Source organism: Miltoncostaea oceani, from assembly GCF_018141545.1.
Taxonomy (GTDB): Bacteria; Actinomycetota; Thermoleophilia; order Miltoncostaeales; family Miltoncostaeaceae; genus Miltoncostaea; species Miltoncostaea oceani.
The window spans coordinates 182,360-206,531 of the sequence record NZ_CP064357.1 but is presented as its reverse complement, the minus strand read 5'-3'; the positions used below and the strand labels follow the sequence as shown (position 1 = coordinate 206,531).

The following is a 24,172-nucleotide window of genomic DNA, read 5'->3' as shown; positions in this document are numbered from 1 at the left end:
GGCGGCCTAGGTTCAATGGTGATGGCACACGACGACAAGATCCGAGATGAGGGGCGAGAGCCCGAGGTGCACATTCCCGGGCCCTCCGGTCCGCCGCCGCGCGCGCTGAACGGGCTCGCGGACTTCTGGCTGATCTCCGACACCCACTTCGGGCACCGCAACATCATCCGCTATGCCGGGCGGCCCGAGGACCACGAGCGCCGGATGATCACCGCCTGGCGTGAGCGGGTCGCAGACGACGACGTGATCCTCCACCTCGGCGACCTCGCCATGATGAAGCGGGAACCGCTCACGCGTCTCATGGAGGGCCTTTCCGGCCGCATCCTGATGCTCGAGGGCAACCACGACCGCGGCAGCAAGACCATGTACCGCGAGCTCGGGATCGAGCTGATCACGCGGAGCTTCCTCCTGGAGATCGGCGGGTGGGGGGTCTGGTTCAGCCACCGCCCAGAGCCGGCGCGGATCCACGGCAACCGCCAGGTGAACGTCCACGGCCACATCCACGAGAAGGTCATGGGCGACCCGCGGTGCCTGAACGCCTCAGTCGAGCAGATCGACTACGGCCCCGTCCGGGTCGCAGGCTTCCTCGAAGCCGGCCTGGAGAGCCTCAGCCCCGCGCGCAGGTAAGTAGGCCGGCTTTCCAGGGGCTTGGCGCCTGGGCCCCGTTACCACCCCGGGGAGTCGCTGGACGGCCCTCGTGGCCAGATCACCCGATGCATCGCGGGGTATTGGTGAGGGAGGATGGGGAAGAAATCCGCCTCGCCGGCCGTCTTGATGATGAGCACGTCCCACCAAACCACCCCCACAGAGGAGAGCGACTGTGAGTGACGAGACGAGTGATGCCCCGATCCTCGAGGCCGACGGCCTCCGCATCACCGGGGAGACGCAGGCGCACGCGAGGAAGGCACCGGCGCCGTCCGAGACGCAGGCGCACGGCCTCGACCCCACTCCCACCGAGGGCGACGCGCCGGCCTCGCTGCGGATCACCTTCCCGCCGGACACCGGCGAGGGGACCCTGACGATCGCGTATCGGCCCGCGACCGACCCGGGCGACGAACCCGAGGTCGAGATCCACGGCTTCTCGCGGTGGTCCGACGTTCGCCTCAAGTGCGCGATCCGCGCGGTCTGAAAACGACCCGAGGCGCCGAACGAAAGGGAGCCCCGCTGACCCCGGTCCGCGCTCGGTCCACCGGACCGGACGCCGACCATCGGTCGCGTTGGAGGGGAGCGGCCCGCGGCCTCGATCGCGGGCCCTGCCGCTCGCGTCAGTGAGACAGCGGGGCTCCGAAACAGGGCGGAGCCCCGACCATGGGCACGCGGATCAGCGCGCGAGCCGAAGTCTTCTCCCGGGCGGGCGGGAAGAAGTTCGTCTCGTGCGGCGTCCTGTCGTCGCGTGGGTCTTCCACCACGCTGGGGAGGCATGGCAACCACCCCATCGGGTCCCTGGACGGGGACCCGGGCCCCGGGAGCCGGCGGTGTCGGGCCGTCGGCCCCGGGGAGCCTCTAGGACCGACCGTCTCGGCCGCCGCTCCTTCGGCCTCGTGCTCGACGCGGCCCCACAAGAACGCAACCCCGTAGTCGATCCGTGCCCACGAGACGTTGGATGGCGTGGGCGGTGGCCCCGGTCCTGCTAGGAATGGCCGCAGGGAGCTCATCGGGGCTGGCCCAAGTCGAGCGGGAGCGGGCGGAGTGCCGCCCGCCTGAGTCTCCGACATCCCCCGGGCTCTTTTCCGCCTCCGGCAGCTATTCGACGGCACCTGATGAGCTCACCGTTGGTGCGTGCGTCAACATGTCCATCGTCGACGGCGTCCTCGCCTCTCCGCGACGGCGGGCACCCTCGAGGTGGTCTCCGCCCCACCTGGGGTGACGGTGGTCGTGAACGGCAAGGCCGCAACGGCGGCGATTCCATCGCCGACCTGCAACTCCGTCGCGCCGATCGCCGTCCAGGTGGCGGTCCCCATCGTCGGCCGACCCGGCCCCCATTTGGTCAGCGCCCCGATCACCAGCGACCTCGGGGGACTTCCACGTCGAGCGGACGCGTTCCCAACCAGTCCTGTCGCGACGCCTTCCGACTTGGCGCCGTAGTGCTAAAGAGCGTGACGCGCATCCCCCCGGAGATCCGTCCGGGCCTTCTTTGACTCCGATGCCGATGAGGTCACCCCCGGACGCTCGTCGTTCCGAGCGGTTCGCGGGCTCCTGGTCCAGTCGCCCCGTCGGCGCATCCCTCTCTTCGAGGGCGGCATACACGGTCGAGGCCGGATCCGGAGGGGTCCGCGATCGGGCGTCCGCTGAACAAACGCGGCGCGTAGATCGCCTGGACGCGATGGCTGTGGGTGGACTGAGAAGCTGTGGGCGACCGAAGGGCCGGCCGTGCAGGCCGGCCGTTCCCTCTCTGCGGTAGCGGTGGCCACTTGCTGCACGCCTGGGCGCCGGCATCCGCTGACGCGGCTGGCATCGCGCCCCTGCCAGCCCAGGACACCCGGTCGCCCGTCACCCCCGGTCTCCTGCATAGGGGGCGAGACGGGCGTTACCCCTGCAATGCGTCCGGGCCTCCACTGGGAGCTGGGGCGCGTTTGGCAACGCCCCGCCTCCAGGGAGGCCCGGAGAACGGTCTCAGGAACTACGGGGACCGGCCGCTGACCTCACACTGAGCACCATGGGCTTGAGCCCCACCGCGCGAAGCGGCCCGTGAGGGGATCGCGGTAGAGCCCGAAGGACCACGTGCCGCTCCACGACCTGGTGTCGTAGTCGTAGATCCAGTTGTAGACGGCGGCGCGGAAGCCGCCGGCGGGTACGGGCCCCCTGGCGTTCTGCTGGCCGATGGCCAGGTTGCCCTGACGGAACGACCGCCACGCTGAGTCGCGATAGGCCCATGCCGGCTCGCCCCATTCCCATCGACTGGAGCCACCCTCCTCCAGCAGGAAGACGGGGTACCAGGCGACATGGCCGCTCGAGTAGACGGTCGGCCCGTGAGCAGTGGTCGTGCCTCCCCAGCAGCTGATCTCTCCGCCTGACGTCTGGTTGACAGCCGCTCTCCCCGCTACGGGCGACGCAAGGCCCGCCAGCACGGCGATACTCAGACACAGGGCCAGAAGAACCCCTTGAGCGCACCTCTTGGTCGTCATCCTGCAGGGCCGTCCTGCGTACAGTTCGGGCACGTTCTTCTCCCTTCTCGAACCTCAAGACCGGGCTCAGATCCAACGACTACTCACCGTCGTGTCGAAGAGCGGCTTGCTCCTCACGCGGGCGGTGGTGGTGGGGGCGGTGGCGGCGGGGGTGGCGGCGCGGGCGCCGACGGGCCGGGAGCCGGCGTAGGTGCCGGCGGTGGTGGTGCTGCCGGAGGCGGCGCCGCTGCCGGTGGTGCGACAAGGACCCGAGATCGGCACGTCCAGTTGACCGACGGCTTGTGGATGACGATGAAGCGAGCCCCGTACCGCTTGACTGTCTGGACGGGATCCATGCAGAGCGTCTGCCGTCGACCACCTTCGGCAGGGGTGTAGGTGTAGCGCGTCCGCACACTGCAGCTGGCGCGCAAGCCGGCGTACCGACCTGTCCACTCCCGACACTTCGTGACGTCGACGCGGATCGCGCGCCTCTGGGCTGGGGAGAGGTTGTAGACGACGCTCGCGCGAAGTTGCTTCGCTGCCTTCGCTGCGGTCACGTAGTTGGTCGAAACGGCCCCCGTGGAGACTCCCGTGCCCAGCGCCATGGACGCGCCCAAGCAGAAGCAGGTCGAGAGCCAGAGCAGACGGCGCCGCAGGTGGGCGGGCGGGTTGTGATGAACGAGCGTGGCCATCAGCAGTACCAGCCCACGTGCACACCACGGGCGTTACGGACCTTCGCCCACTCGCCGACATAGGTCCACGCGGATCCCGTCCAATCGGCGTAGACGACGTACTTGGCGATTCCGCCCGGCGCGCTTGGCAGGCCTTCGTAGCCAGGGACCTGACTCGGCAGGAGCCACGACCCCCAGCCGAAGGGTCCGCTGTACGCGCTGGTGGTGTAGACGGCGAGATACTCGAAGCCCTGGCTCTGCGTGATAAGGCTGGAGCTGCCGCCAAGGCGATTGCAGACGAGCGACGTGTCTGCGGATGCGCCGGTCGGAGTGGACACAGCGGAGTGGGCCACTGGCGCGATGATCGCGAGGGCCAGCAACACGACGAGTGTCGCCATAAGCGTCGATCCGCCGCGGCCGGACCTCGAGAGGGTGGACGCGGCTCTTGCGGGCACCCCCATCGAGGGGCCGTCTACGAGCGGCGGCCACTGGAGTGCGCCGGTACTGCGGTGCATGGGAACCTCCTCTGTTCGGGCTGTCAGCCCGGGTGTGTGAATTGCTCCCATGACGGTGCCGCTCACCGGGATCTTCCCGCGCGAGCCGTGGGGGCCACCGCGCGTGAAGACCGGTGGAGAACAGTCGGAGCCGCAGGGGGAACCAGTCGACGGCGGACTCGCGGCGGTCGGGCGGGGCAACACCGACACGGCTCGCGATGGCAGGCAGTCAGCGGGCCAGGGAGTCGGACTGCACCAGCGTCCTAGGCCATGCTGTTGGGGTTGGGGTTGCGCTCGCCGTCGTTCCTCACCGGCGGTCGGAGCCGGCTTCGCTGGTGGATCACGCCCCCGCCCGGCTCAGCCGATCGGCCCTCTCTCCTGCCGCACTCCACCGCCAAAGGCGAAGGACCCGAAGCGAACCGGGGTTTCAGCAGGCCGGATGCGAGCGGGCGATGAGCTTCAGGCGACGCCCTGCGGGCCGCGGAACGTGAGTCGCGTGTCGACGACGGCGTCGGCGGCTTCGGCGCTCTCGGCGTGCCCGGTGACGGCGGCGACGAACTCGTCGCCACGCAGGGCCCTCAGGGTCGTCGCGCAGGCGGCGGTCACGGTCGCGGTGCGGGGGATCGCGCGCAGCAGGGCGATCTCGCCGAAGAAGTCCCCGGGGCCGAGATCACGCAGCGGCGCCCCGTCTCTGGCCACGCCCAGTGTCCCCTCCTCGACGATGTAGAAGATGTCGCCCGGTTCGCCCTGGCGCACGACCTCCTCTCCCGCCGCGACATGCACGACGCGGAGCCGCCCGGCGAGGCCCTCGAGGACGGGGGACGGCAGGGGCGCGAAGAGTGGGACGCCGCCAAGCAGCTCCAACTCGGTCGTCGGGACACTGGTCTCCCGGTCGATCGCCGCGAGGCGCGGCAGGACGGCGAGCGCGAGACCGGGGAGTAGCAGTCCTGTGACGAGGAGGGCGCCGCGGGTCCCGAGTCCGGAGAGGAGCGGCGCCGCCACCGCCGCGCCGATCGCGAGGGCCCCGACCGTGACGCTCTCGAGCACGCCGAAGACCCGGGCGCGCACCTCATCGGGCACGGCGCGCTGGAGGAGGGTGAGGGTCGTCACCTCGATCAGCGACTCTCCGACACCGAGGATCGCGAGGGCGACGAGCGCCATCCACGGCTCGATCAGGGCAGCGATCAGCACCAAAGGTAGTCCCCAGACGAGGGTGCTCACCCCGAGGGCGCGGGCGAGATGCCGGCCGCCGGCGAGGAGCGCAGCTCCGGCGCCGCCGATCAGGCCGCCGAGGCTGATCGCCCCGAGCAGATAACCGACCCCCTGTTCACCCATGTCCAGGTCCTCGAGGGCGAGCACCACGACGATCACCGACAACGCCCCCCATGTGAGGGCGCTCGCGGCGTAGAGGCCAATGATCACCCGGAGACGCCCGTCACGACGCACCGCTACGAAGCCGGCGAGGGCGGCCCGCATCACCCCCGCCGGTTCTCCGGCGCCAGAGCCGTCCGGTTCCGCCAGTGAGCGGTCCGGTTCGGCCACGCCGACCAGGACGGAGGCGGAGGCGAGAAACGTGACCGCGGTGACGGCGAAGACGACCTCGGCGCCGGCGGCGGCGAAGAGGAGGCCGCCGAGGGCCGGGCCGGCGAGCCCCGCGACGTTGGCGAGGGTTCCCGAGACGACGTTCGCGGCCGTGAGTTCCTCGGGGGTGCGAGCGAGGCCCGGCAGCATCGCCGCCTCGGCGGGGTGGAAGGCCGTCGAGGCGACGGTGACGACGACCGCGAGCGCGTAGACGACGACCGCCGGGGCGTCGACGGTCGCCGCGAGCGCCATCCCCGCCATCGCCGCGGCGCGCAGGAGGTCGGACCCGATCATCAGGGCGCGCCGCGGCAGGCGGTCGCCGAGCAGGGAGGTGAACGGTGCGAGGACGCCGCTGAGGCCGAAGCGCACCAACGCGACCAAGGCGACCCCCGACGCGCCGTCCGCTTGGAAGGCGAAGACCCCGAGGGCGACGTTGTAGAACCATTGACCGAAGACCGACGAACCCCAGGCGACCTGGAGGCGGCGCAGCCCGGGGTTCGCGGCGACCGCACCGAGTGCCGCGCGCGCCTCCCTGAGGGCTCGGCCGATGCCGCTCATCCGAGTCGCACCGTCATCCCCTGCCGGGCAGGCTCGACGAGGAGGTCGCCACTCGCGCTCGTCGCCGCGATCGCGAGGACCTCGTCGTCGGTGCGGTCGGGGTGGTGGTGGGTGAGCAGCAGCCTCCGCGCGCCGGCGGCCCGGGCGAGTGCGACCGCCTGGCCGGCCGTCGAATGCCCGGCCCGGGCGGCGGCATCCTCCTGCCCCGGGGCGAAGTGGGCGTCATGCAGGAGGACGTCCACCTCGCGGCAGAGCGCCAGCGCGTCATCACCCGGAGCCCGCCCGTCGTGATCGGGGAGGTACGCGACGCAGGACCGGCCATCGTCGACCCTCATACCCAGGGCCTTCGAGCGGCCGTGAGGCAGCCAACGGCACTCGAGCCGGAGGCCGCCGATCTCCCGGACACCGGTGGTCAGCTCGCGTATCGCGTGCCGGCCTTCGAGGTCTCCGACGCCGATCGGAAAGAACGGCGGCCCGATCATCCGATCGAGGAGCGCCACCGGTTCATCGCCTTCGGATGGCACCAGGATCTCCGTCATCGAGCCCTCATGGTCGAGGGACGTCGCGAACGGCAGGCCCGTCAGGTGGTCCCAGTGGAGGTGGGTGAGGGCGAGCGCCCCGCGAAAGGGGGCGCCGCCGAGCAGAGCGTCCAGGCTGCGGATGCCGGTGCCCGCGTCGAGTACCAGCGTCGGCGCGTCATCGTCCTCGGCGATCGCGACGCAGCTCGTCGCCCCACCGATGCGGGTGAAGTCCGGCCCCGGGGCCGGCGTGGAGCCACGCACCCCGAGGATGTGGACCCGCACCCGCCCCTACTCGGGCGGCCCGCCCCCAAGGCGGGCCCGGAGCGCGGCCAGAGTGGTCGGCTCGGGGGTGAGCCCCGCTGCGCGTACGGCGGCCTCGAGGTCGGAGAGGACCTCGGCACGGAACGCGGCGTCGGACTCGGCCCGCTCCACCAGCCCGTCGAGACTCGCCCGCAGGGCCGGCAGCTCCTTCGCTGCGGCGACCCAGCCATCGGGCGCTGCAGGGAGGGCGCGCAGGGCCCGCGCGAGGGTCTCCTCGGAATGGGGTGCGGTCACGACCACACGATCATGACGCGGCCGCCGGGAGAAATCTTCCCTCGTAAGTCAGGCCGGGGGGAACGGACCCGGGACCCGAAGGCGCGGGCGATCCGAGGGGGCGCGCGAGGCGCCCCCTGTGGTCGCGGTGAGGCGCTCGCGTCATCGCATCAGGTCCCCGAGTGCGGCGAGCAGCCGGTCGGCGGCGTCCCCCCGGCGGCCGCCCGTCCGATCGAGGGCCTCGGCGAGCCGGGCGACCGCGGCCAACCGGTCGTCGCCGTCGTCGAGGACCGCCCGCGCGCGGCGGGCCCGCTCGAGGACGTCGAGGGCGGCGGCGGCCTGGCCGGCGAAGAGGCCGAGCAGTTCCATCTCCGCCAGGCCGAAGCGACCGGCCTGGCGGTCGAGCACCTGCAGCACCCCGATCGCCCGGTCGCCGCGTAGGAGGGGGACCGACATCAACCCGCGTGGGACGTAGCCCGTGGATTCGGCGGCGGCGCGGGAGAAGCGGGGGTCGCGGGAGACGTCGTCGAGGACGAGGGGCTGACGGCTCGCGAGTGTGAATCCCGCGATGCCGGTGCCTGCGGGGAAGCGACGACCGATCAGGTCGGCCTCCCCCTCCCCCGAGACGGCGGCGAAGACCAACTCCCCTGCCGGTTCATCGAGGAGGAACACCGACGACGCCCGCGCACCGAAGATCGCCCGGGCGGTCTGGACGACCGAGTCGAGTAGCTCACGGTGGGCCTCATCAGCACCGAGCGCGGCGGCTGCGACCGCGGCGCGTAGCTCACCGTCCCTGCTCATCGCGGCGCCCCGACACCGCCGGAGGCGGCGGTGAGCACGGTCTTCACCTGGAACGGTGTGAGTCCGGGGTGCTTGGAGAGGATGCGGGCGCATAGCCCTGAGACGTGTGGGGTGGCGAACGAGTTCCCGGTTGCGGTGATCATCGCCCCGCCCGGCCATGGCACCTCTACCGCGACCCCGCGGGCGAAGAACTCGACCGGTGGGGATCCGTTGGCGACGATCAGCTCCGGATCATCGCGCTCGTGGCTGCCGACGGAGATCACCGAGGCGAAGCGCCACGGGTAGCTCTCGACCGGCAGGTTGTGGGCGGAGGCGACGATGAGGGAACGCCCGAAGTAGGCGGTGTCGGCGAGGTCGTGGAGTAGGCCGACGAACTCGGGACGGCTCGTCGACAGGCTCATGTTGATGACCTCGTAGCCGCGCTCGATCGCGAAGCGCAACCCGGCGAGCATCATGGCGCCCGACCCGGTGAAGCCGTCGGGGAGGACCTTCACGCTGATCAGCTCACAGCCGGGGGCGAGCCGGCGGACGATGCCGCAGCACCCGGTGCCGTGGCCACAGGCATCACCCGCCGTGTCGGGTGAGAACTGGAAGACCCCCTCCTCGCCTTCGGTGATCGACCAGGCCTCCGCCACGGGGGCGACGGCGGGATGGTCGGCGTCGACACCCGAGTCGAGGACGCAGACCCGGACACCGGATCCATCGGAGCCGCCCCAGGCGACCTCGGCGTCGATGCGGCCGGGCAGCGGGGGGATGCGCGCCGCGTGGGCCTCCACCTCGGCCGGGAGGCTCCAGGCCGGGAGCTCGCGCAGGTCAGCGTCAACGTCGCCTGCGGGCGGCGATGGGGCCTCGCCACTCACGCCGAGTAGATGGCGCGTAGGCGGACCAGGCACCGCGAGATGCGGCTCGCGATCGTCCCCGACGGGATGGAGAGGGCCTCCCCGATCTCGTGGTAGCTCTGATCACGGCAGAAGAATCGGTCGAGGACCTCCTGACAGTGCTCCGGCAGGCCGGAGAGGGCCTGATGCACCCCGAGCGCCTCATCGAGCCGGGCGATCGTCTCGTCGGCCTCGACCGGCTCGAGGTCCTCGCTGACAACCTCCCGGCCGGAGCTCCGGATCCGGTCGACGCACAACCGACGTGTGACCTGGCCGATCCAGGGCCGCAGTGCATCCGGGTCCTTGAGCCGGCCGAGGTGCTCATAGACGCGGGCGAAGGTCTCCTGGAAGACGTCCTCGGAGTCATGCGGGGAGAGGCGGTACGCCTGGGTGCAGATGGCGTAGACGTAGCGGTTGTACCGCTCGACCAGCTCCGACCATGCGGCTTGTTCACCGGAGAGGCAGCGCCGCACGATCTCCGCGTCGGCGGGGGCCGTCGCCGGCGGGCCACTCACGTGCATCCGCCCGTTCGCACGCATGCCTGACGGGCGCGCGCCACGGATGCGCGCGCCGCGGAGCGCAGGGCACCATCCGCTCGCTCACCGAGGTTCACTTCGACCAGTTGGGCTGCGACATCGGCGGCGGCCGCGGCGAGGACCCCCGATGCGCGTGCGTCGGGACGGAGTCGGTCGAGTGCGTGGCCCGCGAGGCTCTCCGCGAGCTCGGCGACGTCGGCCGCGGCGGCGGCGATGCGCCCCGGGACACGGGCGGAGGTGTCGAGCACCTGCGCGAGGGTGAAGTCACGGCGGCCCTGATCGCCGGTCGGCAACTCGCCCTCGAGGGCGGCCCGCGCCTGCCGGTACGCCTCGTCGTTCTCGACGGCGAGTGACGCGAGCCGGGCAGCGAGCGCCTCCGCCTGCGCCGCCGACCCACCTGCTTCGCTCCACTCATCGAGCGACCCCCGGGCGACCCCTTGGAGTGCGCTTGCGGCGATCGCGCCGACCGCGGCGGCCGCGGAGCCCGTCCCGACGCCGCTCCCGGGATCACTCAGGTCGGCCAGGAGCCCGATCACGTGGGCGGAGACGGTGGGGGCCACGGCGCCGCGATCCTCGCAGAGCACCGGGTGCGACGCGAGTCATCAGCGCATGGCATTGCCGGCAGCCAACACCGGCCGGAGAGCGTCACTGGCCCTCGAGTTGCAGGGACTCGATGATCTGCGCGCTCTCGCGTTGGAAGTCGGCGCCGAAGCGTCCTGCCGGGCGGCTGACAAGGATCACCCTCCCGTCTCCCCCCTCCAGGAGGGTAACCCGGAGTGGGGTGCGCGGCTCGACGATCACCGTGGCATCCGCGAGCGGATAGAACGGGGCGCAGGGCGCCCCGCAGAGGGGGACGAACCGCTCGGAGGGGAGGGCACTCACATCGAGCGTGACGCCCTCGGTGCCGGCGAGGCTGACCGGGGTCGCCGGCCCCGCCCGGAGGACCGGGTTCTGCTGGATCGCCTCCAGAGCTTCATCGACCGTGCGAACGCGTCGGACGCCCCCGCGGCCGTCGAAGAGCCGGGTCGGCGTGTCGATCGCGACGACCGCCTCGCGTTCGGTCGGTAGCGCGGACCACCGCAGGGAGATGGCGTCCGCCTGCCCCGGCAGTTCATGGAACCAGCCGGCGCTCGGGACCACGAGGGACACCGGGAGGGCGAAGCCGGAGGCACGGACCCGGGACCCGTTGTCCCGCGTCGGACCGGCGACCAGATCCCCCGGTGCCAGTGCGGGGCCCTCACCCACCCCCGGGTCATCCTGAGCGGGACGCACGCGGAGGAGGTCCCCGCCGAGGACGAGCCAGACCGAATCCGGGCCAGAGACGATCGGGCCGGGGATCACGTCGCCGGCCGTCTGGTCGATGTCGAGCGGCGTGCCGACGAACCCACCCCCCGCATCGATGCGGGTCAACCGGAGGGCGGCCGGATCCCAGATCCAGACCTCCCCGTCCTGCGCCGGTGAGAGGAACACCGGTGCACCGTCGATGTGGACGACCCGGTCGATGGTGGGGTCGTCAGAGAGAGACATGACGAGTCCGTCGCGTGGGCTGGCGACCCACATCACCTCCGCTGAGGCGGCCCCACCGACCGGCTCGGCGCCGACGTAGACGGGGGCGACTCCCTCGTCGGTGACGAGCTCGGCGGTCCCCGACGCCTGGTTGACCGCCCAGACGCCCCCGTCGGTCGCCTCGATGCTCAGCGGATTCGCACCCGAGATCTCCGTCGAGCGGATCGGGGTGAGGTCATCCGCGGCCAACTCGACGACCCGGCCCGCCGCGGCGCCCCTCTGGACGCTGACGAACAGTGAATCACCGGAGACGACGAGCCCGATCGCACCCTGAAGGGGCCGGCGCGCCAAAATCCGCCCCGTCTCGGGTGCGACGCGCACGACGTCCGCCTCACGTGCGAGGTAGAGGGAGCCGTCGTGGGCGATCATCGCGTCGGGTCCGAGCACCGGTTCGAGCGAAAGCGGCGCACCGATCGGCGTCTGGGTCGCGACGTCGACGCGCACGATGCCGCGCTCGCTCGCGACCCAGACGGAGGTGTCGTCCACCGCGATGGCCCCGGGTTCGCTGATCCCGAGGGGGATCCGTCCAGCCACGCTCGCCGTCGGCGACGGCGCTGGGGCCTCGTCACCCGCCGACTGCGAGAACGCGAACACGGCGACACCGATCAGGACGACGGCGGCGACGACCGCGGCGATGAGCAGCGGCCGGCGGCGACCTGGGCGGGTCGGGATGGGGAGGCGGTCGATGTCCGCGTGGGCGGGGCCGGTGTCGTCGCCGGCGAGGTGGTCCGCCGGGATCAGGTAGGCCCGCTCCCCGTCGACCAGGACATCCGCGGGGGCGACGGCACTCGGCGCGAGTCCGGCGGCGGCGAGGGCATCGACCGCCGAGCGCAGGGTCGCGGGGATGCGCGCCGCCGCCTCCCGCGAGACGTCCCGCCCGTCGGCGAGGGTGCGGCCCCCGGTCGCCCGAACCGCCGCCCAGGCATCGTCGCCGGATTCACCGGCCTCGTAGACCGGTAGGAGTCCGGGGTGTTCGACCGCGGCGACCCGGCGCAACGTCTCGCGCGTCTGCTCTCGCTCGACGGGGTCCTCGGGCAGGCGCACGACCATCAACACCACGCTGCGATCACCTCCGCCGCCGGAGGCGGTCCACCGCTCGACGCTACCGCCGGAGCTGAGGGGCGCCTCGACAATGTAGGAGCCGATGCGGGTTCCGGGGGTGACGCTCATCGAGACTCCTCGATCCGGGTGAGGGTGCGGTCGGCGGCACTGACGGCCCAGACGACGCCTGCGTCCTCGGCGAGTGCCAGGGGGGCGCGCCCGGTGGGGAGTGGTTGGCCGACCGTCTGGCCGGTCGCTGGGTCGAGGCGGGTGACGGTCCCGTCGGCGGCGGCGACCCACACGGCCCGGTCCGATGCGACGACGTCCTCGATCTCTTTGCCGAGTGAGATCGGCGCACCCTGGACGCGGTTCGTCGCGGGGTCGATCCGTGTGATCGTGCGGTCGCCGACGTTCGCGACCCACACCCCGCCCGCGCCGACGGTGATGGCACGGGGATCGTCGCCGACGGGGATCCGGGCGAGGACCCTCCGCGTGTCCGGGTCGAACCGCCACACCGAGTCGGCGTGGGTGTTCGCCACCCACACCCCGGCTCCATCCACTGCGACGTCGGCCGGGCCGCGGCCGGTGGCGACCGCCGCCCCGACACGCCGGTCGCTCACCGGGTCGATCCGCACGAGGCTCCCGGCCTCCGCGGCCTGAGGCGTGCCCGAGACGGCCCACACGGCGCCCTCGGTGGTCGCGAGCGCCCGGGCGCCCGGGAACCTGACGCGCTGGACGGCGTCCCCCGTGGCGGGATCGACGTGGTCGACGCCGCCAACCGTCTCGATGGCATGGGCAGCCCACACCCCGCCGGCGCCGACCGCGACGTCCGGGAACTCCCCTCCCCCGAGGTCGATCGCCGGCGGGTAGTCGGCGACCTCCCCGGAGTCGATGTCGAGGCGGGCGAGGTTGCCGCCGCCGGTGGCGATCGCCCAGACCTGGCCGTCCCCGGCGGCGACGCGGTCGCCGGCGATCGGGATGGGGATCGGTGGACCGACGACCCGCCCCGCCGGGTTCGCGGCAACCGCCTCGGTGCCGCCTCCTCCACCGGTGAGGGCGAGCGTCGCCGCAACACCGGATGCCGCCACGATCGCCGCCGCCGCCACCGAGGTGATGACCGTGCGCCGCCGGCGAGCGCGGGTGCGCAGGTGGCGGTCCCCGCGCACCGGCGCCGCCGCACCCGTCGCGACGCTGCGCTCGGTGAGCCGCGCCCTCTCACCCAAGGCCGCGGCGAGGGCCGCGCGTCCGAGGTCCCCCGCCGAGCGGTACCGGTCCTCAGGGTCCTTCGCCATCGCACGCTCGACGATCCGGTCGAAGGCACGCGGTGCGCCATGCTCGCTCGGCTTTGGCGGCGGGTCGTCCAGGTGGGCGGCGAGCGCCTCGAGTTCGGTGTCGACCGGGAACGGCAGCCGGCCGGTGAGGCACTGGTGGAGAAGCGCGCCGAGGGCGTAGACGTCGGCGCGGGCATCGACACCCTCGGCGCGGATCTGCTCGGGGGCGATGTAGGCGAGCGTCCCGACCCAGTGGCCGGTCTTCGTCAGGCCCCCGCCGTCGCCGGTCTGCTCGATCGTCAACCCGAAGTCGGTGAGGTAGGCGTGCTCGGCCGTCCCGTCGCCGGTGACGAGGACGTTCGCCGGCTTCACGTCGCGGTGCACCAGGCCACGGGTGTGGGCGGCGTCGAGGGCCTCCGCGACCTGTGAGACGAGTGCCGCGGTGCGCGTCGGCGGCAGCGGCCCGTCACGCAGCAGGGCCGCGAGGTCGGTCCCATCGACGAAGCGCATCGCGATGTAGAGCTGCCCGTGTTCCTCGCCGGCGCGGTAGACGGGGACGACGCAGGGATGCTCGAGGCGGGCGGCGATCCGGCTCTCACGGGCGAACCGCTCACGGAAACGCGGATCCGCCGAGAGGGCCGGGGCGATCACCTTCAACGCCACCTGCCGCCCAAGAGCCGGGTCCTCGGCGCGGTAGACGACGCCCATCCCCCCGCGCCCCGCCTGGCCGAGGACGCGGTAGCCACCGAGCACATCACCCGGCAGCAACTCCATCCCGGGGGTCGGCCCGACCTCGGCGATGCTCGCCTCGATACGCGAGCGGGCCTGGTCGTCATCAGCCAGGAGCGTTGCGGCGCGGGTGAGAAGGGCGCGGGCGGCCACCGGGTCCTCGCGGGCGAGGGCCCTCTCACCGGCCCGCTCGAGCCGCTCGGCGGCGCGTCCCGCCAGCGACCGCGCATCCTCGGGCCGGAGCTCGGCCCGCAGGCGGGCGGCGCGCTCGAGGTGGAAGGCGACCATCTCATCGGCCGCGGAGGCGTCGCCGAGGACACCGGCGAGGCGTTCGTGCAGGTCGGCGCGCCGCAGCTTCGGCATCCCCTGGTAGACGGCGTCCCGGATCAGGGAACTGGTGAAACTGTAGGGGCGGCTCTCCGCCGCGAAGGCCCTCGAGAGCGTCGGTGACTGGACCTCGGGGGCGGCGTCGGCGCGGCCCTCGGCGACCAGTTCACGCCTCACCAACCCCGCGATCGCGACCGCCGGGGCCGGGGCTTCGGGCGACAGGACACGCAGGCCGTCGTCCCAGAACTCACGGCCCATCACCGCCGCCCGCTCGGCGACCGACCGCTCCTCCGGGTCGAGGCGCTCCACACGCGCCTGCAGCACCGCCTCCAGCCCCGGTGGCAGCGCCCCCGGATCGCCCCCTTCGGCCAGGTGCCGGGCGAGCTGGCAGACGGCGAGGGGGTTGCCGCGCGCCGCGGAGAGGAGCCCCGCCCGCTCCGCATCGGGGAGGGCCGCCGCGACGTGCCGCGACAGGGCCGCCGCCGCCACGTCATCGAGGGGGCCGATGCGCAGCAACAGGTCGTCGCGGCCACCGGCGAGGCCCGGTCGGACCTCGAGCAGCTCGGGGCGGGCGGCGCCGACCACCGCCACCCCGGGAACCCGGGCGAGGTCGTCGATCAGGTCGAGCATCGCCGCTTCCGCCCACTGGGCGTCCTCGACCACGAGCACCAGGGGTCCGTCCTCGGCGAGGGCCGCCACCAGGCCGCGGGCGGCGCCGGCGATCTCATCGCGCGTCGGGGATCCCTGGCCGCGACCGGTGGCGGCGGCGAGGACACCCTCCGCCTCGCGGCCCGCACGGGCGAGGGCGGCGTCGCCGATCTGGTCGATCCAGTCGGCGAGCGGCCAGTAGGTGACGCCCTCCCCATAGGGCGGGCAGCGGCCACTGAGGACCCGCCCCGATACGTCGGCGGCGAACGCCGCGACGAGTCGCGATTTCCCCACCCCCGGCCCGGCGACCACCACCGCGAGTCCACCGCGGCCGCGCTCAGTGACGCCGGCGTGCCAGGCGCCCAGCCGGGCGAGGTCGTCGTCGCGGCCGAGGAGGGGGCCCTCACCCACCGGCGACGCCGCGGCCCGCTGCAGGGAGACGAGGCGCCACGCCGGCAACCGCTCGCGCTTGCCCTTGAGCTCCAACGGGGGGAGTGGCTCGCAGAGGGCCTCATCCCCCACCAGGGTGCGGGTCAGCGGCCCGATCAGCACCTGCCCGGCGGTGGCGGCCTGCTCCAGGCGGGCGGCGGTGTTGACGGCGTCGCCGGTCACCAACGCCTGGCCGCGGTCGGGGTCGCCCGCCACCACGGGACCCGAGTTGACGCCGGTCCGCACCGACAGGCGCACACCCCACTCGGCCTCGAGCTCGCCGTTGAGGTCCTCCACGGCCCCGACGAGTTCGAGCGCCGCCCGGCACCCACGGAGGGCGTCGTCCTCACGCACGACGGGGATGCCGAAGACGCACATCACCGCGTCCCCGATGAACTTCTCGACGGTCCCCCCGTGGCGGGTCAGGGCCCGCTCGCAGACGGCGAAGTACCGCATCTGGACGTCGCGGAGGGCCTCGGGGTCGAGGCGCTCACCGAGGGCCGTCGAGCCGGCGAGGTCGCAGAAGACGACGGTCACCTGCTTACGGGCGTCGGGGCGCTCCCCGGAGGGGTCGAGCCGAGCCCCGCACGACGCGCAGAAGCGCGCCCCGGCCGGAGCCGGGGTCGCGCATCGTGGACAGGCGGTCGTCTGCGCCGGGGCGGCGTCCACCCCTAGACGGCCCTGATGTCCTGCTTGAGGCGGACGTCCGAGCGGGCGTAGGCGCGGTGCAGGACGACCTCGGGCTCGTCACCGGGGCGGGCCGGCGGCCGGTAGACGATCGTCAGGGTGTGCTCATCGGTCTGAGGCGGGAAGCTGATCCGCAGCGACGCATGTGCCTCCGTCTCGGACGGCGCCGGGCCGCGCCGGCCGTGGGCCTCGGTCTCGGCGGGGTTGGCACGGCCGCGCGCGGCGTGGGCCTCGGTCTCGGGCACGTCCCGGCCGGACCTGTACGCGTGGGCCTCGGTCTCGGTTTCGGTCGCGGCCTCGGGCTCACCGTCGGTGTCGTCGATGCGGCCGAGTCGCGGCATGTGGGCCTCCGTTTCCGCCGGGGACTTGCCGCGCATGGCGTGGGCCTCCGTCTCAGGCGCGTCCCGGCCGGCGCGGAACGCGTGGGCTTCGGACTCGGGGACGTCCCGGCCGGGGCGGAAGGCGTGGGCTTCGGTCTCGCTCATCTCGCTCACCTGCAGGCCCTCGGCCTCGATGATCGGGGCGTTGCTCTCGGCGCTCATGATCGCTCCTTCAGGGGATGGGAGTGGTTCGTCGTGCACATGACGGCCAGGGCGCGGCGGATCTTCCCCGTCCATCTCAGCCGTCCCACGAGAGCCCGAGATCCTCGAGCGTCGCGGGGGTCGCGGTGAGGGGCCTGTCGGCGGGCTGTTCGAGATCGACGATCAGGACCCGGCCGGAGACGTCGGCCGCGTAGATGTCATCGACCCGCCCCTCCTTGCGGAGGAGGAAGAAGCTGCCGTCCTCGATCGGGAGGAGCCGGATGCAGGCGAGGCCCGGACAGGGGGCCGCCACGGTGACGTCGCGGACCCGGACACGCAGGCCGCGGGCGGTCGCATCGCCGACGCGCACCGGCGGCAACGGCTCGGTCGTCACGGAGGGGTCGGATCGGAGGCGGTCGAGCAGCTGGTCTGCGCTCTGGAGCGGCTCGAGCCGGCCGCTGACCTGGAACAACCTCTGCGCACTCACAAGTGAGAGGCGGACCTCGGGCTCGTCGTAGCGCACGAAATCGACGACCTCGGTCGTCTCACCGATGGCGAGCCACCGCTCATCCGACGGCGCGACGCGGAACGGCACCGCGAAGACCGTCGACGTCCTCGGCCCCACCCCGAGCGGACCCGGCGTCAAGGTTCGGGCGGTACTCGAGGACGAGGGCCCGTCCGGGGGTTCGGCCGCCAGGGGGATCGGGGACGGCTCGAGGCGCCAGAGGGTCTCGTCCGAGGCGGTCGGCACCCAGACGGAGCCGTCGTCGACGGCGATTCCCCGGAAGCCGTCGCCGAGGCGCACCGGCTCCCCGACGGCGGCCCGTGACACCGGGTCGACGCGGACGAGGTCGACGGGGCCATCGATCTCGTAGAGCCCGGCGTCGACGGTCGTCGCCCAGATCGCGTCCTCGGTGGCGCGCACCGTGGTCACCTGGTGCTCGAAGACGGCCGAATCGGCGAGGGGCCGGCCGGAGGCGGCGTCGTAGGCGCTGACGCTCCGCGAGACGATGTCGGGGACCCAGAGCACCCCGCCGTCGGCAACGGCGCCGAAGCCCGCCCCGCCGAAGATGAACGGGGTCGGCGGCCCGGAGCCGTCGAGGGGCACGCGCATCACCTCACCCGCGAGGTCGCTGACCCAGACGTGCTCGTCGGTGAAGGCGAGGCGGGTGGGTTGCTCTCCGAGGGGGATCGGCTCGCCCACGGCCGCCAGCGACCGGGCGTCGTGGCGGACGAGCTCGGGCCCCGCCGGCCCGAGGCGGGCGATCCACAACAGGTCGCGGTGCTCCCGGACGTCCGCCGTCCCGGCCCCCGCGGCGACGCGACCCGTCACACGCCCCGAGGATGCGTCGATGCGCACGACAGCTCCGGGAGACCCCGGTTCCGGCGCCCCCACCGCCGCCCAGACGACTCCGTCGCCGGGCTCGACGTTGAGGACCTCGAGGTCGCGGCCGACGGGAATCGGTCCCCCGACGACCTCGTTGGTGGCCGGGTCGATGCGCAGCACGCCGGCGCCGCTGCCGACCCAGACCTGTCCGTCGACGACGGCGACCCCGCGCGGGCTCACACCCAGGGGGATCTTCGCCGCCACCGTCGCCACAGGCGCATCGGCCGAGGCGGCCTGCTCGGATTCGCCGCGGGTCGCAAGGACCACCACGAGAACGGCCAGACAGGCGACGACCGCGACCGCGACGCCGGCGAGGAGAGCCGTGCGCGACCGACGACCGGAGCGGGTGAGCCCCGCGGTGATGCGGCCGAGGTCGGCTTCTGCCGCCGAGGAATCGGTGCCGCCGTCCAGATCCCCCGGCAGGAGGAACGCGCGATCACCTTCGATGACGACGTCCTCGGGGCCGATGCGCCGCGGCGCGAGGCCCGTGCCGGCGAGCGCCACGAGCGCCGACTCGAGATCCTCGACCGCCCGCGCACCCCGCTCGGGCCCGAGCGGGGACGCAGCCGACGAAGGACGGCCTTGCGGGGCGCGGGTGGCGAGCCAGGCGAAACCCTCCTCCTCGCCCACCTCATACACCGGCAGCAGCGCCCGGTGCTCGAGGGCGGCCCGCCGCCTGAGTCGGTCACGCAACTCATCCCGCTGGGTCGCGTCGGCCGGAAGCGGTGTCACGGTGAGGAGCACCTGGCGATCCATCCCGGGCTCTGAGGCGGTCCAGCGGCCCGAACCGCCATCGCCGGCGACAGGAGCCTCCACGACGTAGGGGCCGACCCGCCGGCCGGACGTGAAGCTCATCTCATCTCCTCGGGCTGAACACCTGGATCGTCGCTGGGCGCCTCGTGTGGAAGGCCGATGTGCCGCTCGATTCGCTCGAGACGCAGATCGAGTTCCTTGATCGCCTCGATCACCGGGGCGAGCAGCCCGGCGTAGTCGACGGTGAGGTAGCCATCGGCGCCCTCGCGGACCAGGTCGGGGAAGACCTCCTGGACCTCCTGTGCGATCACACCCATCTGGCGGCCGGGGCGGTGGCTCGGGTGGCTCGGGTCCTTCCACTCCCAGCTGACGCCACGGATCCGGCGAAGGCGGGCCATGGCCTGGGAGGGGCTGGGCCCTGCCTGCTCGGGCTCGTCCGCGCTCACGGGCACTGTCGCACCACCTCAGCGCGGCAGACATCGCGTCCGTCGCCGCCGCGGGCCTCATCGCGTCCGGCGAGGCCGTCGAGGATGTCGCCGGCTGAGCCACCGAGCAGCAGGTCCGGGCCGGGGCCACCGAGGAGCCGGTCGACGCCGTCCTCACCGCTCAGGTGATCGCGGCCCGGGCCACCCGACAGGCGATCGTTGCCGGGGCCGCCGAGGAGCCGGTCGGGGCCGGCCTCGCCGAAGAGGCGGTCGTTTCCAGCGTTCCCGAGGACCTTGTCGCGGCCGGGGCCGGCGCAGACGACATCGTTGCCACCGAGGCCGGAGATGGTGTCGTTGCCACCGAGCCCCATGATCACGTCGTCGCCCTCGGTGCCCCGCATCCGGTTCTCACCCGCGTTGGTGCCGACGAAGGTGGCGATCCGCCCGGCGCAGCGGGCCGGTCGTAGCGTGCCACCGCCTTCGTAGCGGGCGAGCAGCACACTGCCCGCGGCCACGGTCGACGTGGTGGCGGCCATGACCAGATCACCATCGGGGGCGAGCGTCACCGGTGCCCGGCCGCTGATGCCGGATGGAATGCGGGCCTGGCCCGCGTTGCCGAAGGCCAGGTCCACCGCGCCCTCGGGGGTGAGGCGGGCGATCGTGCTTCCGGTGGCGATGAGCGCGCCGTCGGGCTGGATCACCAGCTCATCGAAGTTGCCGGTCGCGTCGGAGGCCCGGCGCACCAGCATGAAGCCCGCCTGGCCGAAGGTGGGGTCGGCAGCACCTGCGTCGGTGAGGCGCACGATGAGTGGGAACCGCTTGCCGGCGATCCCCTGCGAGCCGGCGATCACGATCCGCCCATCCGGCTGCACGACCAGGGCCCGGGCTGAGTCGTTCTCGGGGAGGGTGCTGACAAAGCGCCCGTCGCCGTCGAATGACGCATCGAGGTTGCCGGCGGCGTCGAGGCGCACGACGACGATGTTTCCGCTCGCCCCGGAGCTCGCCCCGGCGATGACGATGCGCCCGTCCGGGGCGATCGCGATCCGGTTGCCGATGTCCTGACGGAGGACCTCGATGAACACGGTGCCGCCGGCCCCGAAGCCCGCGTCGGTCGACCCGTCGGCGTTCAGGCGCATGACCAGGATGTCCTGCTCGCTCACCGGCCGGGCCGAGCCGGTGAGCACGATCCGCCCATCGGCCTGCACCGCCACGTCTGAGGGGATGCCCCCGGCGGCCGTGATGGTCCGCACTCCGCTCCCGGCGCCAAAGCTGGGGTCGAGCGCGCCGTCGGCGGTGAGCCGGGCGACGAGGATCGACGCGGTGAGCCCCGAGTCGAAGCCGAGGATCACGATCCGCCCATCCGGAGCGAGGGCGAGCGCCGTGGGGAACTGGGTGCCCGCGGGTGCGATCCGCGTCGATCCACCAGTCCCGAACGTGAGGTCCGGGTTACCGTCGGCGAGCACCCGGGTGATCAGCAGATCACCGTCGGTGGCTGCGCCCGAGACGCTGCTCAGCATGACGACTTTGCCGTCGGGCTGGACGGCGACATCACTCGAAGACCCAGCCGTGCCGAGGTCGTAGCTACGAAGGCCGTCGCCGTCGAAGCCCCGGTCAAGGCCTCCGGGAGCTCCCATCGCCGCGGCAGCCGTGAAAATGGCAAGGCACGCCGCCATCAGGAAGGAGCCCACTGTCCGGCGCATCACGCCGCACGGCGCGGGTCGAACCCGTGCCGGATCGGACCCGCCTGCCTGAGTGGGGATCATCGTCGCTCCTTGGTGGTGGGGTCCTCGCTCCAACTGACGGGCTGCGCGCGTGAACTTCCGCACGGGTGACGGGTTCGCTCCTCGGCATCCGCGGTCGCCCGTCCCGCAGGGCCGGCGGTGCGCGGGCGGTCTCACGGCCGTCGCGCCAGGTAGCTCTTGCCCGCCCGCACGATCACCGTCCGCCGCGCCGTGAAGTCGCGGACGGTGACGCTGCCCTTGGTCACCCGGGTGAGGGTGCCGTCGCAGCGGTCCTCCACCAGCCAGACCGTGCCCCTCACCGTCGTTGCCGAGTGACGGCCGCCCGTCTGGTAGTCGCCGGAGCCGCTGCCCCAGAGGCGACGGCCGGGGCGCTTCTTCGGCTTCTTGGCATCCTGCGCCCTGGTGCCGGGCTTGGGGCAGGCATTCAGGTTGCCGCCGGTGAGCAGCAGTCGAGTCAGCGAACGACCGCGCGCCTGGGCGACCTTGAACTGGCCGTCGTAGAACTCGGCCACGTTGAGCTTCGTGCCACCGGCGGCCGAGGTGAGACGCATCCGCCCCTTGGTGGTGTCCACGGTGGACCCCACCGGGATCTGCTCGCCTGCCTGGAGGACGGTAAAGGTCCGCTGGCCGGGCCGCTTCACCCGCACGATCCCCTTCACCGGCTCGGCGTTGACGGTGCGTCCCTGGACGGGCGCGGGCAGAACGCCGACCGGCGGCGTGGGCGTGGGCACTGTCGGCGGCGTCGGTGTCGGTGCCGCTGGCGGAGCAACCGGCGCCGTCGCAGAGTTGTTGCCCGGCACCGGATCTGCGGTGCTGCTGGTGACCTGCCCCGCGACGGCGTACGGCCCGGCAGCCGGAAATGCGAGGCGGAGCACGACGACTTGTGTGCCGTTGTAGCTCACGTCGAACAGCGGCGAAGTACAGGTGACCGTATCGCCGGAGGATCCGCAGCTCAGCTCCGTGCCGGCGTATTCGAACTGCTGCACCGTCGCCCCCGCCACCCTGACCGTGAACGTGACGTTCGCGGCGGGATCAGGACCGTCGTTCGAGAGCCCGACGGAGACGCCCCTCGTCGGATCGTTGTCGAACACCGTGACGCGCAGGTCGGCGTCGGCAAGAGCCGTCGGCGCCATCACTCCCAAGCACGCCAGCACCACTGGTACGAACGCGAACCGGAGACGATGCCGCCTCATCGTGAACCCGCCTCTCCGTCTCACGTGGGACCCGCAAGGAAAGCCCGACCAGGGCGTCCCGGGCCGCACGGTCCTGGCGTCGCGGATGACCGGCCGCGACCGCGCGCCCGGTCCGTAAGGTCCCTCTGGTTCCCGGCCTTCTCAGCGGGCATGGCGGTTCCAGTTCTGCAGCCACGCGCGGGCCTCAGACGCCGATCCGAGGCGGTAGGCGCCCGAACCCGCCCGTACGGCGTTGCGGCCGGCGGCGGTCGCGGTCGCCCACTTCCACTGGGTCGCCTGGCTCGGCCGTCCCGCGGTGAAGAGGACCCGCAACGTGGAGCCCGAGGAGGCGAGCTCGCGGCTCCACTTCGGCAGGTAGTCGCGCCACTCAGCCTCGGTGGCGACGCTCGTCACCCGGCCGTTCTCGGCGTGGTACATCTGGAGGTAGACCCCGCCGCTCAGACGCGCCGCGGCGATCGCCGAGTCCCAGTCCTCGCGGTCGTTCGGCTCGCCGACGTTCGCGACGAACTTCGGAGCGGCGTACATCAGGACCCGGCGCGAGAGGGGCTGACCGGTCGGGCCGTGGGTGCGCCGGGCGAGGATCTTCATCGCCGCGTGCAGACGCGGACCGAAGCCATCGTCCTGGGCGTCGACACCGACCTCGTCGATGGCGACGAAGTCGGCCTGGAGGCGGGGGCCGATCCGGTACTGCTTGATCCGGGCGGCGAGGAAGGCCGCCATCGCCGGTGCCGACAGGCGCTCGAGGTCGGAGTGGCCGACCTTGCTCAGCCAGCGGTCGGCGGGGAAGGGATCCCCCAACGGGTACTGGCGCGCCGACGTGCGGACAGAACCGAGTCCGGGCAGACCAGGGGCGCCGTCGTGGAGCACACGGGCGACCGCCGCGAAGTCGTAGACGACGTGAAGCGGCGCATTCGAGCGGATCGGTCCGGTGGTGCGCCGGCGAAGCTCACCCGGCCCGATCGTCACTTCGCTGCGGTTGCACCCGCCGCGGACACGGTCGATCGGGTCCGCGCCGATGACGACCTCGCCCCCCGGTTGGCAGATCACGACGTCGCGCTCCCCGTCGCGGAGATCCACGATGTCGTTCCCCTCGCCGGCGGTGACGGTGTCCTCCCCCGGTCCGGGGTCGATGATGTCGTTGCCGCCGCGGCCGTCGATGACATCGTTGCCGTCACCCCCGACGATCAGGTCGGGTCCGGTCGTCCCGATCAGCAGGTCAGGCCCCGTGGACCCCTCGATCCGGTTCTCCCCGGCCCCGAGCGCCGGCGCCGCACCGCTCAGCGAGGCGACGACCCCCAGGGTGATCAACGCGACGGGGGGCCGCGCCCGGTGCCTGCGGCGCAGAGGCGCGGCGGGGGCGTCGGTCGCGGCGGCGGTCTTCAACCTCATGATCGCTCCAAGTCGTCGGGGCCTCTCCTGCACCCGACGGCCGACGCCCACCGGATCTTCCCCGCTCTGAACAGGTCGCTCGTGGACACCTCGCCACCAGGCATCGTCCGTGTGCCGCCGTGATTCACGTTGCCACCTGGCGACGGCCAGGTTCGCAACCTCAGCGCGCGACATCTGCCCCCACATGGTCCTTGCCGAGGAGCCGCTCTCACGGCCTTCGTGCCAGGTAGCTCCCACCCGCGCGGACGGTCACGTTGGGCCGGGCGATGAAGTCGCGGACGCCGACCGCGCCCCTCGACACACAGAGCGTCCGTCGGATGACGACGCACGTGGCCACTCGTGCTCCTCTCCGGCGCACGCACTGACGCTCAGTCAGCGATTCCGGC

18 protein-coding genes are annotated in these 24,172 nt (G+C 72.7%); 2 read left to right on the top strand and 16 right to left on the bottom strand.

Annotated elements, in window-relative coordinates:
* Positions 1-21: 21 nt before the first annotated feature.
* On the top strand, positions 22-627 hold the full coding sequence (locus tag IU369_RS19720; protein ID WP_217924940.1) for a metallophosphoesterase family protein: 606 nt from the start codon (positions 22-24) through the stop codon (positions 625-627).
* A gap of 193 nt (positions 628-820) precedes the next feature.
* A complete protein-coding gene (locus IU369_RS19715) occupies positions 821-1,129 on the top strand; it encodes a hypothetical protein (RefSeq protein WP_217924939.1) in 309 nt (102 codons plus the stop codon).
* Between the two features lie 2,666 nt (positions 1,130-3,795).
* Here the strand turns inward: IU369_RS19715 and IU369_RS19710 are convergent.
* The 16 genes from IU369_RS19710 to IU369_RS19630 form a co-directional block, all read right to left on the bottom strand.
* Positions 3,796-4,173, bottom strand: coding sequence for a hypothetical protein (locus IU369_RS19710; RefSeq protein WP_217924938.1), 378 nt, complete (start codon positions 4,171-4,173; stop codon positions 3,796-3,798).
* A gap of 555 nt (positions 4,174-4,728) precedes the next feature.
* Positions 4,729-6,408: an MFS transporter gene (locus IU369_RS19705; protein ID WP_217924937.1), complete on the bottom strand. Its 1,680-nt coding sequence runs from the start codon at positions 6,406-6,408 to the stop codon at positions 4,729-4,731.
* Complete coding sequence (locus IU369_RS19700) at positions 6,405-7,211, bottom strand: MBL fold metallo-hydrolase (RefSeq protein ID WP_217924936.1); 807 nt, start codon at positions 7,209-7,211, stop codon at positions 6,405-6,407. Before IU369_RS19700 ends, IU369_RS19705 begins: the two co-directional genes overlap by 4 nt.
* Before the next feature lie 6 nt (positions 7,212-7,217).
* Positions 7,218-7,484 carry a hypothetical protein gene (locus tag IU369_RS19695; RefSeq protein WP_217924935.1) on the bottom strand — a complete coding sequence of 89 codons (267 nt, stop codon included), beginning with the start codon at positions 7,482-7,484 and terminating at the stop codon, positions 7,218-7,220.
* Between the two features lie 141 nt (positions 7,485-7,625).
* Positions 7,626-8,264: a GAF domain-containing protein gene (locus tag IU369_RS19690; protein ID WP_217924934.1), complete on the bottom strand. Its 639-nt coding sequence runs from the start codon at positions 8,262-8,264 to the stop codon at positions 7,626-7,628.
* Positions 8,261-9,040 carry a S8 family peptidase gene (locus tag IU369_RS19685; RefSeq protein WP_425516840.1) on the bottom strand — a complete coding sequence of 260 codons (780 nt, stop codon included), beginning with the start codon at positions 9,038-9,040 and terminating at the stop codon, positions 8,261-8,263. The genes IU369_RS19690 and IU369_RS19685 overlap by 4 nt, the downstream gene beginning before the upstream one ends.
* 80 nt (positions 9,041-9,120) lie before the next feature.
* Positions 9,121-9,657 carry an RNA polymerase sigma factor gene (locus IU369_RS19680; protein WP_217924933.1) on the bottom strand — a complete coding sequence of 179 codons (537 nt, stop codon included), beginning with the start codon at positions 9,655-9,657 and terminating at the stop codon, positions 9,121-9,123.
* Positions 9,654-10,238 carry a cyclodeaminase/cyclohydrolase family protein gene (locus IU369_RS19675; RefSeq protein ID WP_217924932.1) on the bottom strand — a complete coding sequence of 195 codons (585 nt, stop codon included), beginning with the start codon at positions 10,236-10,238 and terminating at the stop codon, positions 9,654-9,656. The genes IU369_RS19680 and IU369_RS19675 overlap by 4 nt, the downstream gene beginning before the upstream one ends.
* A gap of 85 nt (positions 10,239-10,323) precedes the next feature.
* A complete protein-coding gene (locus IU369_RS19670; RefSeq protein ID WP_217925191.1) occupies positions 10,324-12,414 on the bottom strand; it encodes a hypothetical protein in 2,091 nt (696 codons plus the stop codon).
* A complete protein-coding gene (locus tag IU369_RS23445; RefSeq protein ID WP_246551654.1) occupies positions 12,411-16,226 on the bottom strand; it encodes a protein kinase domain-containing protein in 3,816 nt (1,271 codons plus the stop codon). Before IU369_RS23445 ends, IU369_RS19670 begins: the two co-directional genes overlap by 4 nt.
* Positions 16,227-16,360: 134 nt before the next feature.
* A complete protein-coding gene (locus IU369_RS19655) occupies positions 16,361-16,918 on the bottom strand; it encodes a hypothetical protein (protein WP_217924931.1) in 558 nt (185 codons plus the stop codon).
* Between the two features lie 76 nt (positions 16,919-16,994).
* Positions 16,995-19,139 carry a hypothetical protein gene (locus tag IU369_RS19650; protein WP_217924930.1) on the bottom strand — a complete coding sequence of 715 codons (2,145 nt, stop codon included), beginning with the start codon at positions 19,137-19,139 and terminating at the stop codon, positions 16,995-16,997.
* The gene (locus tag IU369_RS19645) at positions 19,136-19,483 is read right to left on the bottom strand and encodes a tail fiber domain-containing protein (RefSeq protein WP_217924929.1); all 348 of its coding nucleotides are present in this window, start codon (positions 19,481-19,483) and stop codon (positions 19,136-19,138) included. The genes IU369_RS19650 and IU369_RS19645 overlap by 4 nt, the downstream gene beginning before the upstream one ends.
* The gene (locus tag IU369_RS19640; protein ID WP_281426264.1) at positions 19,480-21,096 is read right to left on the bottom strand and encodes a hypothetical protein; all 1,617 of its coding nucleotides are present in this window, start codon (positions 21,094-21,096) and stop codon (positions 19,480-19,482) included. Before IU369_RS19640 ends, IU369_RS19645 begins: the two co-directional genes overlap by 4 nt.
* Positions 21,097-21,356: 260 nt before the next feature.
* Positions 21,357-22,337 carry a DUF11 domain-containing protein gene (locus tag IU369_RS19635; protein WP_217924927.1) on the bottom strand — a complete coding sequence of 327 codons (981 nt, stop codon included), beginning with the start codon at positions 22,335-22,337 and terminating at the stop codon, positions 21,357-21,359.
* 201 nt (positions 22,338-22,538) lie between these two features.
* Positions 22,539-23,786, bottom strand: a complete 1,248-nt coding sequence (locus IU369_RS19630) for a calcium-binding protein (RefSeq protein ID WP_217924926.1) — start codon at positions 23,784-23,786, stop codon at positions 22,539-22,541.
* Positions 23,787-24,172: the final 386 nt, after the last annotated feature.